General features: G+C 36.2%; 9 protein-coding genes. 2 read left to right on the top strand and 7 right to left on the bottom strand.

From position 1 onward, the window contains the following. Positions 1–12 precede the first annotated feature (12 nt). Positions 13–891 (bottom strand): 4-hydroxy-tetrahydrodipicolinate synthase, encoded by an 879-nt coding sequence (gene dapA, locus A9G47_RS02345; RefSeq protein ID WP_065566282.1) that lies wholly within the window; start codon positions 889–891, stop codon positions 13–15. A gap of 96 nt (positions 892–987) precedes the next feature. Next, on the bottom strand, positions 988–1,746 hold the full coding sequence (locus A9G47_RS02340; protein ID WP_065642067.1) for a Nif3-like dinuclear metal center hexameric protein: 759 nt from the start codon (positions 1,744–1,746) through the stop codon (positions 988–990). A 235-nt stretch (positions 1,747–1,981) separates the two neighbouring features. Between A9G47_RS02340 and rnt the strand changes: the two genes are divergently transcribed. Next, complete coding sequence (gene rnt / locus A9G47_RS02335; protein ID WP_218057348.1) at positions 1,982–2,650, top strand: ribonuclease T; 669 nt, start codon at positions 1,982–1,984, stop codon at positions 2,648–2,650. Positions 2,651–2,735: 85 nt separating this feature from the next. Here the strand turns inward: rnt and A9G47_RS02330 are convergent, their stop codons facing one another. Then, positions 2,736–3,062 carry a Grx4 family monothiol glutaredoxin gene (locus A9G47_RS02330; RefSeq protein ID WP_065580276.1) on the bottom strand — a complete coding sequence of 109 codons (327 nt, stop codon included), beginning with the start codon at positions 3,060–3,062 and terminating at the stop codon, positions 2,736–2,738. A gap of 535 nt (positions 3,063–3,597) precedes the next feature. After that, complete coding sequence (locus tag A9G47_RS02325) at positions 3,598–5,193, bottom strand: hypothetical protein (RefSeq protein ID WP_065642066.1); 1,596 nt, start codon at positions 5,191–5,193, stop codon at positions 3,598–3,600. Between the two features lie 1,005 nt (positions 5,194–6,198). On the opposite strand from A9G47_RS02325, the gene yccS reads away from it, so the two are divergent. Then, entirely contained in the window at positions 6,199–8,334 is a 2,136-nt protein-coding gene (gene yccS / locus A9G47_RS02320) for a YccS family putative transporter (protein ID WP_065642065.1), read from the top strand. A 277-nt stretch (positions 8,335–8,611) separates the two neighbouring features. Here the strand turns inward: yccS and A9G47_RS02315 are convergent, their stop codons facing one another. Genes A9G47_RS02315 through A9G47_RS02305 form a run of 3 tightly spaced genes read right to left on the bottom strand, consistent with a single transcriptional unit; the run spans position 8,612 to position 14,655 of the window. Then, entirely contained in the window at positions 8,612–10,858 is a 2,247-nt protein-coding gene (locus A9G47_RS02315; protein ID WP_065642064.1) for a hypothetical protein, read from the bottom strand. Next, a complete protein-coding gene (locus tag A9G47_RS02310; RefSeq protein ID WP_065642063.1) occupies positions 10,858–12,030 on the bottom strand; it encodes a VWA domain-containing protein in 1,173 nt (390 codons plus the stop codon). The genes A9G47_RS02315 and A9G47_RS02310 overlap by 1 nt, the downstream gene beginning before the upstream one ends. 9 nt (positions 12,031–12,039) lie before the next feature. Next, entirely contained in the window at positions 12,040–14,655 is a 2,616-nt protein-coding gene (locus A9G47_RS02305) for a DUF5682 family protein (RefSeq protein ID WP_081303495.1), read from the bottom strand. Positions 14,656–14,670: the final 15 nt, after the last annotated feature.

The raw sequence follows: 14,670 nt of genomic DNA, 5'->3' as shown, positions 1-14,670 counted from the left end.
ATACAACACTAATTAGAGTAAATTTGCTTCTTTTAACGCTTGCTCAACTGCGGGGATCGATGATGCACTGAGTGATACCATTGGCAATCGAATTGTTGCATCTTGCATTAAACCTAATTTTGCACAAGCCCATTTGACTGGAGTTGGGTTCGGTTCGATAAATAAATTATGATGTAAAGCCATTAAGGTATCATTTAAAGTTCGGGCTTCTTGAATTTGGTTATTGGCAGCAAGTTGACATACAGTTGCAACAGCTTTAGCTGCAACATTAGCGGTAACGGAAATAACACCATCACCACCTAAAATCATAAAATCCAAAAATGTTGAATCATCACCACTAAGTAACTTAAAGTCAGGTCCAACCAATTTACGAGTAGGATAGACTCTAGAAAGATCGCCTGTTGCATCTTTTAATGCAACAATATTTTTGATTTTAGCCAAGCGTCCAACCGTTTCAGGTTTAATATCACTACTGGTGCGACCTGGCACATTATATAAAATCTGAGGCAGAGCGGTGCTTTCGGCAATGGCTTTAAAATGCTGATACATACCTTCTTGAGTAGGTTTGTTATAATAAGGTGCAACCGTTAAACAACCTACAACACCAATATTTTCAACCCGATGAGTTAATTCAATAGCCTCTTTAGTTGCATTAGCCCCTGTGCCCGCAATAATGGCTATACGACCGTCAGCATAATCAATGGTTCGTTTAATAACATCAATATGCTCGTGATGATCAAGTGTTGCTGATTCGCCTGTTGTTCCAACCGAAACAATAGCCGATGTCCCATTAGCAATATGATATTCAACCAATTTTTTTAAGCTTACATGATCAACATTTCCTTTGGTATCCATCGGAGTAACAAGTGCGACCAAACTTCCTGTAAACATAAAATGACCTCTCATATTATTGGTTTATAACACAACGTAAAGAATAAAAAATCTGCGAACAAGTATGCGATATTTCTAAAGTAAATTCAACTTTTGTTACGCCGGATTATCAATATCAATAAAAATAACTTCAACACCATGATTATTAGCTAACCATTCGCCTAATTTTTTAATGCCGTAACGCTCGGTAGCGTGATGCCCAGCAGCATAAAAATTAATGCCGTACTCGCGCGCAATATGAATAGTGCGTTCCGAAACTTCGCCAGTAAAAAAAGCATCCACGCCATTTTGCGCTGCCTGCTCAATATAATCTTGCCCTCCACCACTACACCACGCAATACGATTAATCACTGCTGGTGCATTATCACCACAAAATAACACTTGTCGCTGATTATTGTGTAACACTTGCTCTAGGTGTTGTTTAAATTGTAGCGCCGTCAGTGGCATGTTTAACGTGCCAGTAAAAAGCAGATCAGCGATATCATTAGGCTTATCGACCGCAATCCCCAACAAATTAGCTAACTCAATATTATTACCAAAAATGGAGTGTCCATCTAATGGCAAGTGATAACTGTATAAATTAATATCATGCGTTAATAGTGTTTTAAGCCGTTTATATTTAATACCTGTAATGGTTTGTGGTTCACTTTTCCAAAAATAGCCATGGTGCACAAGTATAGCATCGGCTTGTAATTCAACCGCTTTATCCAATAATAACTGACACGCGGTCACGCCAGTCACAATCTTATGCACCTGTTCGCGCCCCTGCACTTGCAATCCATTTGGTGCATAATCACGATAACGGGTAATTTGTAGTTCATTATTAATTATCTTTTCTAATTCAAAGTTGTGCATAATTCACTCGGTTTTAAGATCATTTATATGATGATGATTGATTATAATCACTTTAATCAATCAGCGCATCTTCTTGTTCGTTTTAATCTCTATTTTGCCAAAATGGCTACAATCCTTGCCACAATAAAAGCGCATTAAAATTAACTATTCAATAGCAAATCTCAATGCCAATGCTAGGCGAAATAATCAAAAGCTGTCATAATAGTCTTTTTTTGACAAATTAAGATAGATTAACGTGCCAAACGCCAAATTATGTGAACGCTTTCGTGGGTTTTATCCTGTTGTTATTGATATAGAAACATCAGGGTTTGATCCAAAACTCAATGCTATTTTAGAAATTGCCGCTATTACTTTAAAAATGACACCCGACGGCTGGCTAGAGCCAGATCAATCCTTGCAATTTAATGTTAATCCATTTAGCGACGCGATTTTAGAGCCAACAGCACTGGCTTTTAACGGAATCGATCCGACTAACCCTTTACGCTCAGCGGTAGATGAAAAACACGCTTTAGACGAAATATTCAAAATGGTTAGAGCCGGCATAAAAAATAACGAATGTACCCGCGCAGTCATTGTGGCACACAACGCACACTTTGATCACAGTTTTTTAATGGCTGCCGCTGAACGCTCAAATATCAAACGTAATCCATTCCACCCATTTGCCACCTTCGATACGGCATCACTAAGTGGCTTAGTTTTTGGGCAAACCGTACTGGCCAAAGCTTGTCAAGTAGCACAAATCGAATTTGATCATAAACAAGCTCATAGTGCGCTATACGATACGCAAAAAACTGCAATACTCTTTTGCAAAATCGTCAATCGACTTAAAACGTTAGGTGGATGGCCTTTAACAGCTATAGATGATAGAGAAGTAACGTCAATCATGGATTGTGAAAATACTTAGTAACACGAAGCATTCATCAACACAATAACAAAAAATTACCGATAAAAAAGCGCGCTTAATCTGCACGCTTAATGCTATTTAGAAATTAAGGTTTATGTTTTTCGGCAGTTTGTTGAATAAGTGTTTGCAACTCGCCAGCTTGAAACATTTCTAGTAAGATATCGCACCCTCCGACTAATTCGCCTTCAACCCATAATTGTGGGAACGTTGGCCAATTAGCAAATTTAGGTAATTCGGCACGAATATCTGGGTTTTGCAAAATATCAACATAGGCAAATGGCTCTCCACATTGTGATAAAACCTGCACCGCCTGTGCCGAAAAGCCACAACTTGGTAATTTTGGCGAACCTTTCATATAGAGAATAATTGGATTATCGGCAATTTGTTTTTTGATTTTATCGAGCGTTGTCATTTCAGTGGTCATACGATTTCCTTTATCATTTTTCGTAATAATACTGGCTATTTTAACGTACAATGAGTATTGTTCCCACTGCTATCTTAAGTCCCCATTGTTTAATGCGTATTTTTAAAACAAACAAAGAACAATAAATAGCATCAGTTTATGATTAATCGTATCATTTTAAGACTTACTTCTCATTAGTAAAAAATAGCAAAATAATTTTTAAGCTAACAAAAGATTAATACGTTTTATTATCAAAAATCAGTCAGAAAACCTATTGATTTTATTAATGTTTTTATTCTTGATTTTTATTTGAAGTTTTTATATGAGGTTTTTAACGTTATTTTTTAGCCATAATATGACAGGTCGTCATTTGATTAACAATCCCTTTTCTTGCTACTACACTTGCTACTACAAAAGCGCTTAACTGGGATGGTAATTAACTAAAGCGCCACCTGACTACAGAACGTTTGGCGCTTTACTGACTTTGCTTAATCGAATTTGATATTGCTTTTTGCAAACTTAGAATTTTTATCAATACCCAACGCTAAGGATAAGTGCACAAGGAATACCAATTGTCGCCATCCCAGTGGGAATAAACAGTAGCTTCCGCTGGACTTACCACAAAATGGCTGCTTCTATCGAAAACGTCACTAGTCCAATGCCAATCGTAGTTATCGTTGAAAAAACTAGAACCAATGTAAAAACTAACATCGCCCCACTCCGTACTAAAGCCAGCATCGATTCTACGTTGGCGAAACCAAGAGTTTGATGTTGGCACCGTCCCATTGATGCCATTTACACAAGGAAAACGGTCATCTAAACCGCACTTGGCATTGGTTATATCCTTAATTTTTGGCTGACGATACCCCAAACTATTACACCATGCTAATGAGTCAGAATAGGAAGCCCTTTTTGTACCACGATGAACAAACCACTGCTTCAACACAAATCCATATTTGATTACCACATTATTACTTTTATCATAACCCTTTAGTACAAATAGTTGCGGTAAAGTTGGCTTAGCTATTGTCCCTGGATTGCTAGATTGTCTTTGAGCTGCCGTTACCGTAGGACCTGTAAGGGTGACCTTTACCCCGCCTAAACGCTCAAAGTGATAACCGTCACCGGCTGATGGTTTTGGCGGCTCTACTGTCATGCTAGCGGTTATCCCCCCCTGACTTACCGAAGGCCAACTTAATTCGCTTGGGTTTACGCCATCATCCATATCTAAATAAAAATACAGCCCATTAGCGCCTGTTGTCGGAAAATTTTGTTCATATGTAGCCAACTTAGTTGATTGGACTAAAAATCCGCCTCTATCATTGTCCGTGTACGGGTGGCTCCAAAGCGCAAGCTGATAAGAATGACCAACAGTCTCAAAAATGCCTAATGCACCTTTTGGTGCCAAATTATTATGCAATAAATTTGGCCTTACGTATTTGATGTCATCATCATGACAGCGGGTTGATCCCTTTGGTTTGATATAGTAAACAGCACTACCACTATCAAATGTACTATTATTGGGCATGCCATAACGTGTACTTAAGCTACCGTCACTGCTTGTTAATACTACTTTATAAGGTGCATCACATATATTTAATACCGTATTACGATTCACGGCATTATCATCTTTATCGGTGATATCAACCGTTAAAGTCCCTGTTGCGCTAGCCCCATTAGCGCCTTGACCGTCGCCATCATCATCGCCCCAATAATGATATGGCGGACCGAGTAATGCATTTAGCGCTATTGAATTCACGTCCACTGGAACGAGCATAGCAATATCACTAAAACTATCACCCAGTTGCGGTAACTCAATGGGATTTGTTGGACTTGACATATTTTTTTGTGGCGTGATAATTTGACCGTCTGATAGCTTAATACTTAATAATTCCTCGGTGGTTGAGATCTTCGTTTGCCCACCATCATACGTAAAATACGGCGCACTACCTTGTATTACTTTTGTGCTTTGCGCGGATAATGCCTGCACATCCAATGAACATAATAGCAACAACGGCAACAAGAAGCGTGGCGGTAGCAATTTTTTCTTTAACGAAAAAGACAGTTTTGTGAATTTAATTAAGTTGCGTGCATAAAAGCAATTTTTGGAACTAGCTACAAAAGTTAAGATATAGGACATCCAGTGTCTAAAATAATACTGCATTACATTTCACCCATCTCGTGATTTTTGTTTTATTTTAATTTTTTTCTGCGTGTAATATCACTGTCTAGTTTAGTTTTTAAACAGCGAAATTATAACCACTAAAATTTTTTTTGCTACCTTTTTGTTAATTTTTTGTTTGTTTTTTGTTTAATTATTGATAATAAATGGCGTAACGACTTTTAAGAATTGGCTTTGTGGGAAATCGCATTATTCTATTCGATTTTATGGGATACGTTTAAGAGATTAACGCTTCATAGGTTTTCACTAATAACACACGTTACTGACAAAACTTAAAACACCTTAAACCCTACAAACCTTAAAATAAACTATTGTCAGCCTAAAAAATCATTCAGAAAACCCATTGATTTTATTAAATTTTTTTCTTGGCATTTTTTTAAAATAAAAGAGAATAGAGATACCAGCAAAATATCGACCACAAATTCTTAACTGAATAGGCGATTTAGAAAAAGGCGGTAGCAATCAAGGCATAGGACTACTAGCATTGGTGCCCTAAATAATACAGCATCACATTTCACTTACCACACAAACCTTTTTTTATTTTTATGGTTTACCACTTACTTGATAAGATTGTCTTTCAACAATTGAAATTGTTACTTTTCAAAAAAATTTAGCCCGTTTTTTTGTCAGTTTTTTGTAAATTTTTTAATGGATGGCGTACCTTTTAAAATAATTAGGCTAAAGCGTTTTAAGCTCGTTATTTTAAATGGAAGTTTTTATTGTGACTTTTAGATATGATTGATTCTTAGCATATTATTGTGTCAAAAAAACCAACCGCCGCTTAGTAATGGTAAAAATGGGCGAATTTTTTTGATGAAAAACCAGTCAGAAAAACCATTGATTTTATTTAATTTTTTATTTTCGCTTTATAAAGAATGACAATTTATGCCTACTCTTCCACAAATCCCGACAATATAGTATGCTACCAACCACCATTTCAACTCACACTAAACCGTATACACCGTGCACGCATTCATTTTGACTTTACGTAAAGTCTTTTACAGCAGTAATCTTCTTTTTAGTCTTCGAATGTTAATTAGTTTAACGGGATCGACGTTGGTTCCGTGGTATTTAGGACACACTTCGCTGGTTATTCCGCTGACTCTTGGCGTTGTCGCGGCAGGTTTAACTGAAATCGACACCCGCCCATTAAGTCGCTGTATTAATATCATACTGACATTGTTCTGTTTTTCTATTGCGACTTTTTCGGTCGAATGGTTATTTGATTACCCGGCATTGTTTATTGTGGGGCTGATGTCTTCAACGTTTATTTTTATTATGCTAGGTACGCTTGGGCAACGTTATGGCGTCATTGCTTTTGGGTCACTTTTGATTGCTGCCTATACCATGCTTGGGCATAATTTATATACAGATAACTATACATTACCCTGTTTTTTGTTGTTAGGAACACTTTGGTATAGTATTGTTTCGTTTATTGAATCAATGATTCAACCAATTCGGACAACACAACAAGGCTTATCTTACTGTTTTTTAAAGTTGGCACAATATCTTGATGATAAAGCGGCCATGTTTGATCCCGATGAAACCAATCATTTTATCAAACAAACACAACAATTGGCCGATAGCAATAATCAGTTGGTTAATGCTTTTAATCAAACCAAAAGCACACTGTTTAATCGACTAAAGAGTTACAGAGGGCAATCTTCTGTCAAAAAGATGCTTAACTATTATTTTGTCGCACAAGATATTCATGAGCGGGCTAGCTCGTCACATAGCAATTATCAAACTTTAAGCCAGCATTTTAAGCATAGCGATATTTTGTTTCGGTTTGCCCGTATTTTAAATTTGCAAGGCAAAGCTTGCACTAAGTTAGCTGTGTCAATTAAGCTAAATCAAACTTATCAGCACGATCCCCTGTTTGTGCATTACTTTTCGTACCTTGAAGAAGCTATCAAACAATATCAAATTCGTGATAAAAACAATGCATTATTGGTTAAATCTTTGCAAAGCTTATATCAAAACTTGCTATCTATTGATCTATTATTAGCCAATGTTGATACTGAGCAACATCTATCAAAAGAACAAGAAGATAACCAATTAGTTGACGAAGAGTTAACAAGCTTTCATGATATTTTTAGCAAAATTAAACGTAATTTGACGGTTAAATCAGCATTATTTCGCCACGCAATTCGTATGAGCCTTGTCTTATTTGTTGGCTATATGGTACTTTCCTTTTTCCAACTTACTCATGGCTATTGGATTATCTTAACCAGCCTATTTGTTTGCCAGCCTAATTACTCAACGACAAAACACCGATTAAAATTACGTGTAATCGGCACTCTATTAGGTATTATTATTGGCATTCCTCTTACTTATTTATTTCCTAGCGTTGAAGAGCAGTTAGTGTTAATTATCATTACTGGTTGGTTATTCTTTTTATTTAAAAATTCACAATATGCTTACGCCACCGCCTTTATTACATTGTTAGTATTTTTTAGCTTTAGCCTGATTGGTGAAAGTAGCATTTCTGTGGCTATTTCACGCATTATTGCCACCTTAATAGGGTGTTTTATTGCGTGGTTTGCCGTTAGTTTTATTTGGCCTGATTGGAAATTTAGAAACTTACCGAAATTGATTGATCGAGTTTGTCATGATGACAGCCATTATTTAGCGCTAATTGGTAGCCAGTACTTATCAGGAAAAACCAACGATCCGCAATATCGATTAGCAAGGCGAGCCGCTCATGATAGCAATGCCGATTTATCGTCTTTAATTAGTTTGATGACAAAAGAGCCTCATATGAACCCAACTGTTATTGATCAAGGATTTCGTTTATTAACCCTTAATCATACATTGATTAGTTATCTTTCTACCTTAGGCGCACACCGAGATAAAGGGATTTCGCCCCACACACTTGAACTGTTTGACGATCTATCCGTGTATATTATCAATCTGTTAACAGATAAAAAACTGGATGAAAAATATCAATTAATAAAAAAATCGACCACAGATTATATTGAAACGCTCTCGATCAATGATAATCTAGCCAATAATGATTTGTTAGTTATGCAACAGTTGGTGTTAATTTTAGATATTCTGCCAGAGTTAATTGCTCTGGCTGGTAGCCTAAAAAGCTAAGTTATACTAAAGCAAGGTTACACTAAAGCAAGGCGAATTTTCTTATAACGTTTTTCATTATTTCTTTACTTACTAAAAAACGATTGATTAATTTATCAGATTGAATCACCACTTTTACTTTTTATAGAGTTTAATCATTTTTACGATTAATGCATTGGCGATTCATTTTGGCATCAATAACAACCATTTTAACGACTTTAAAATGATTTAGGATGAGAAAGCAATTGCGCCAAAAAAACTTCAATAAAATCAATAGCTTTTCTGAAGGATTTTTAAGCTAACAATTCGGCTTAATAAGCTGTATAGGTAATTGATAATGCATTTTTTTTAATAGATAACATAAATAAACCGCTTGTAATAGATGCGTTATCGAGATGAGTTGATTGCTAAGGATTTTGTTTAACACTAAACTTAACGAGTTTAATCCTAAAGTGTCACAATCATGTTGAATCGCTTTCAATCGCTGTTTTTGATCGATAAATAATTCAAGTCGTCCTGAACAAGCCACACTTTCAAGTATTGTTAATAGTGGCTGAATAATAAAAGTTGAAAGCGAATCTTTAGTGTAATTATTTTCGCTTAACTGCATTTTTCGCATTGTATAAGTATTTGAGAGAAACATGTGTTCGGCCACTACGGTTTTTCTTCGGCGCCAAGAATCTTCAAAATCAAGATTTAAGGTTTTTATTTCATTTGTTTTTTGTGCTTTATAAAGTAAAGCGAAAGGTTCTAAATCTAAAAAACTCTCGTTTTTTACGACTTTCACTAATATGGTTAAAGGCTGATTTTGTGTTTCTAGAAAACTACGTAAAACCTCAATGCGTGATTTTCTATATTCATCCCAAAACAGCCGTAAAAATAACTGGTTTTTCTCGGCATCTTTTACGCACCAAACTAAACTTTGCCTAATTTCATCAAAATACGGTTTATCGTTATTTTGTATATGAACAAATACTACCTCATTAAAAAGCACGTCATCCAAATGGCTATTTTGCAAATAACCATTTAATACTGACCAATTTTGGAAGCCTGTAGTTGCTTTAAATTTAAGATAATTTTCATCATTCCACCCGTTTTGTTGTAACGTAGCGGTCGAACCACTACTGGCTAACTCGCCATCTTGGGATATACGTGGGTGATGAAGTGTTATGGCATTTTGCATTAACCTATCAGGGGATGTTTGCCATATCGACATACTGTTCCAAATTGTTACACGGTTAAAATTGATATTATTTTTATCAGATCTGGCTAATGTCGTTTCTTGGTATTGTTGTTGTTTTATATCCCAAAAGTAAAATGTCGCACCAACGGCTCCTGTTCTACTTTGCCACCAACGTCCCCCTAATGGTAATAAGTCAAGTGCTTGCTCTGTTGTTTTATATTGGCGCGTTATCTTACCTCGCAATTTGCTAAGCGGTTCACCTTGATTATGTAATAGCATTTCGGTATAAGTTTTTATCTGCCCCAAAAACAGTAAAATATCTTGTTCTTCAACGGTAAAATGGCGGTTAGCCAGTAACTCAACCAATTGACATAGTTGCCTAAGCATTGCCGCCAACCGCGGTAAATTTTGTGTTTTGGCTGATATATTAAATAATTGTAAATGCGATAGTTGATTATGACTAATATGAGATAAGCCTTGATAAATAAGCTTATAAATATATGTTTGAATCTGTTTTATGAGGGTAATTTCTTCAGGTGAAAGTAGTTGAGTCTCATTTTTTATCTGATCTACGGTTACTGGCCATTGCCATGCTTGATTATTTTGCTCAAAAAGATAAGCAATAATGGCTAAATGCACAGCCATTTTTTGTTTTATGGGAAGTGCTGAGATCATCCCATCAAAACCTGTTCCTGCTATATAAATAATAGGTTCAGAACTTTCAGGTACCGTAATACGTAGTTGCGATTGTTGCGATTGTTGGTATTGAATTGTCAGTAAATTATTGTTTTGCCAATTGCATACAAGTTCATAAGCCGTCAGTGTGTTCGCTTTACCTGCTTTTTTTAAAAGCTTGCTGGCATCTAATGATAATAATTCAGTTAACACGTTAGTTAAAGGCGTGATTGGCTTAATCTGATCTTGTTTAGCCTGATTATTAACTTTATTCAAATCATCTAATGGCGTTAATGGTTTTATTGGGCTTTTATCATCTCGTTTAGTGCAATGAGGGGGAGTTTCTTCTGGTAATGAGTTATTTGCTGAGTTATTTGCTAAACTATTTGCTGAACCATTCGCTAAACTATGCTCTGAATTATGCGCTTGCAACCATAAAACAGCCGATATGATATGCTTACAATGCCCATGCGCTGGGCAACTGCAACTGGCAGCTTGAATCCCTTGTGCAGGCAAACAAACTTGTTGTCCATCAGCATTGAATTGCAAAACATTATTATTTTCTTGCTGAATAAATTCAATTTTATTTGCCTCAATATCTTTACGAGCGCGGCGAATTAAACCAATGTTAGCATAAAGCGCTAAAGCGTCTTGATCATAATTTAAATAAATTTGCTGCCAACTCATTACATAACCTCCGCTAACCAAGTAGCAAAATGTTCAGGCGTTAATGCAGCAATTTGCATACCTCGATTAGCTAATTGCTGTGAGATTTGCAAATCATAAACCGGCTCGGCATTGTCGTCTAATGCGGCTAATCCTAACATTTTAATGCGGTTACTATTCATCCTTGACACGGTGGTATAAAGTTCAATGAGTGATCCCCCTTCGCAAAAATCACTAACCAATACCATAATAGTTCGATGCGGGGTTTTGACTTTTTGTTCAGCATAATTAAGCACTTTTGCAATATTTGTTCCGCCACCTAACTGAACGCTCATAAGCACTTCAACAGGATCGTGAGCTAAATGAGTAAGATCAACAATTTGCGTGTCAAAAACAAACAAGTGCAAATTAATTGTAGGTAATTTCGCCAAAATACTTGCACAAACCGCAGAATAGATAATTGAGTTATTCATTGATGCACTTTGATCAACACATAAAATAATATCCCAAGGTAAATGCCTATTCATTCGCGAGTTGAAAATGACATTTTCAATCATCAGTCGCTGGTTGTTTTGATCAAAATGTTTTAAGTTGGCTTTCATTGTAGCTCGCCAATCGAAGTTTTGGCTACAACGTATTTGGGAAGGTCGAAATCGATGTTTTTTACCGCTTATCGCATTAATAAAATTGGGTTTAATTTTTTGTAAGATCTGATCAACAACCCTTTGAATCAATTCTTTTACTGCCAAATAAACCTCTTTTTTTAATTGCCCCCGAAAATTCATTAATAAATGCAGCGAATTCATATTGGGTTCTAACGCATTAATAACGCTAGGATCGTTTAAGATCTCGTGTAATTGATAACGTTCTATTGCCTGCTGTTGCATTCGTTCAAAAGTGCTTTTAGGAAATAGTTTTCGCGTTTTATTTAACCAACTAATGGTGTTAAACACAGAATGATGATTGCTACCGCCCTTCCCTTTGTGCTTTGTGTGATCTTGTTCATCCACGTTTAACCCTCGTTGACGGTATTCATGCCGATAAAGGAAATCTAATGATTGTGCTAACCTAAGATCATTTTGATCGAATGCTATTTGATTAAGGTGATGATCAGCATATTTACCTAAAATCAACCGCCATCGTTTAATATGATTAACGGTTTGCGTGTCGATTATTGGTTTATTATTATTCATGTTTATACCTTACCGTTTAAACCAATCTTGGAGTTGTTGTTGATTAATATACTGGCAAATAGCAAATTCTAAAGCGAGTGTTTTTTGTAAGTCGTCATCACTAAATTTATATTGTTCAAAGTCCATGCTCTGCTTTTTAATATGATATTTTTTAGCAATTTTTTCAGCAATTGTCGCATTTTGTTTCGGCGTCAACTTTGCAAAGGCATATCGTAAATCAGGCAGTATTTGTATAAATTTTTCTTGATCCCAATGTACCAACAATTCATCAAGGCTCATTAGCAGTTGCGACGATTGAATAAGTAATTCTGGTGAACATTGAATCAAGCCAGTTAAATAACTACTTACCTGTTCATATTGAGCACCTAAATCAAAAGCAATTTTTATTTTTTCATCAAGTTCTGATTGGCTAATTTGCGAATCTAGGTAGCAGAGACTATCAATGGCACCACGAATTAGTGGCGCTTGGGTTAATAAAGGCTGTAAACGTTGTAAATTAAAATAAAAATCCTGCTTAAGCTTTTTCGAGTTAAGTTGCTCAGGTAAATTATTGAGTAGATCTCTAAGTGATAATAATGTATTGAAATTTTCTTGCTGTTGTTGCTCATCTGATTGCTTTAATGTATCTAGTAAGAAAAAAGCTTGCCTTGGTACTTTAGCTAATAAAGCTAACAAAGTGGCACTATCATTAAGCGCTAAAAAATCACGCCCCTGCCATAAATAAAGTAATCGATGCCCACAATCAACTAATGATGACAACGTATTATCCGTATCTAAGTATTTTGATAGCTTTGTCAATAACGCTGTAAAATAGGATGGAAATCCCATTAAAGCCGCTTTTAGCATAATTTGAACAACAAGTTGGCAAGGTTGGGTTATGCCATCTTCGGTTAATGACTCCATCAATAGATGTAGTTTTTGTAAAGCGATGTGTTCTAACCGAGTGCCTTGTTGTGATAGCTCAATTAACTTGGCTTCAACCATTGGTGTCCATTGGTATTGCCAATCTTCAAACATGATGGTTAACCGTGTTCCATACTGGTAATTGGGACCATCAAGGCGCTCGGCAAAGCCAACATCTAAAAAAGCCAGTAGATGTAAAAAACGGCTCCGTTGCCGATGTTCAGGTTTACGGTAAATATCAATATGTGCAATTTTAGGTAATGTATCGTCTAATTTAAAACGATACTTTTTGAGCATTGCATAAACTTCATTGACTAACGGCGGTGAAGCAATGTTACTTGGGATTTTGCCAAATTGGTTGCCCGATAAAGTACGATGAATTATTTGCCAAAATTCTCCACGCACATCATGAATGCTACCCTTGATAAAGGCTGACTGTATACCATCAAGTAAATCATATCGTCCTGGACCACAATGCCCTCGTAACTCGGCTAATAAATAGGTTTGTTCAATCGCAGATTTTAAGGGTACCAAGCCAATTTCATTATTGGCACCATTATCAACACTTTGCTGTTTTCGTAATTGCTGCACAATATTTGATAAAAATTGTAAGGCTTGTGCTTGTCGGTGATCTTGTGTGGTTTGTGATTGATTTTGTTCATAATTTTGTTCATAAGTTAGCATTGACTGCCACACTTCTTGATAATAAGCAGGAGAAGGCATACCGGCAAAATAGCCGTTTAATGCATCAAGGCGCTCAAAACTATAACGAATAAGCCAAGTTCGATCACCATCATTTTTATTTTGCCATTGTTTCGCCTCGCGCTGTTGATTTACTTTATTAATTTTTGCTTTGTTCGGTACAATGAGTTTTGCGTTCGCCAATCCCTCATACAGTGCTAAAGTGTGAAATCCTCCTGTGACAACGACAATTTTTGCCTCTGGCATGGACTGTTTTAATTGCCTAATAGCCGTTATCATATGCTGTTCTCGTTGGCTAGAGCCCTCTAATTCAAGCGATGAAGCAGTATATTCTAGCCTTGCCATGGCACACCAAATGAAAGTATCTTCAAAAAAAGTGCGCCAGTTAGCAATATCAGCAAAATCACGTAATTCAAACAAATGTTCCCAAACTTCGTCATGATCACGACAGTGTAATTTTCTAGCTAATTGCGTAATATATTCACTGTGTTTCAAATAGGTTTCACATAACAATGATGCATCATGCTTTGGCATCATTTCTTGAACAGCTTGCTCAGCCCAAGGTAGATCAATAAATTGAATATTAGCATGGTATTTTTTTGCCAATTGCATTGCTTGCCATTCAGGTGAATAACTACAAAATGGGTAAAATGCGGTGCGCGTAATCAATTCCGTTTCTGATAGCAATTCATTATCGTTATCTTTTTCGTTATCTTGCTCGTTACCTATCGCCTGTTCTTCATTATTTAGGTATTTTGCTATTTGGATATCAGCTTGACAAAGTATGGCTATAGGTGGCTCAGTTTCGTGATGTAATAATTCATCGAGTATGGATGAAAAGCTCGCAGGCGCTTCAATTAAAACATGGGTAGGTTTAATTTGGTTAATCAGTTGCCTAACAGCATAGCTACAAGCAGGACTATGATGACGTACAGGCGCAAAATAGATCTGCTGTTGTTGCAAAGCATCTTTACCTATTAAAGCATGTTGTAGGCGTTGTGGTAATTGTGATCGGCTCATTATCATTATTGATTA

The sequence above is a fragment of the Gilliamella sp. WF3-4 genome, assembly GCF_001690275.1.
Taxonomy (GTDB): Bacteria; Pseudomonadota; Gammaproteobacteria; order Enterobacterales; family Orbaceae; genus Gilliamella; species Gilliamella apicola_C.
Note: the sequence above shows the minus strand (reverse complement) of the source record. Positions and strands in the feature narration are given on the sequence as shown.

Bases quoted from the DNA above. Each gene is read 5' to 3' on its own strand.
- A9G47_RS02325 (WP_065642066.1), bottom strand. From the start codon at position 5,193: ATGTCCTATATCTTAACTTTTGTAGCTAGTTCCAAAAATTGCTTTTAT.
- A9G47_RS02310 (WP_065642063.1), bottom strand. From the start codon at position 12,030: ATGAATAATAATAAACCAATAATCGACACGCAAACCGTTAATCATATT.
- dapA (WP_065566282.1), bottom strand. From the start codon at position 891: ATGTTTACAGGAAGTTTGGTCGCACTTGTTACTCCGATGGATACCAAA.
- A9G47_RS02315 (WP_065642064.1), bottom strand. From the start codon at position 10,858: ATGAGTTGGCAGCAAATTTATTTAAATTATGATCAAGACGCTTTAGCG.
- A9G47_RS02330 (WP_065580276.1), bottom strand. From the start codon at position 3,062: ATGACAACGCTCGATAAAATCAAAAAACAAATTGCCGATAATCCAATT.
- A9G47_RS02340 (WP_065642067.1), bottom strand. From the start codon at position 1,746: ATGCACAACTTTGAATTAGAAAAGATAATTAATAATGAACTACAAATT.
- A9G47_RS02305 (WP_081303495.1), bottom strand. From the start codon at position 14,655: ATGAGCCGATCACAATTACCACAACGCCTACAACATGCTTTAATAGGT.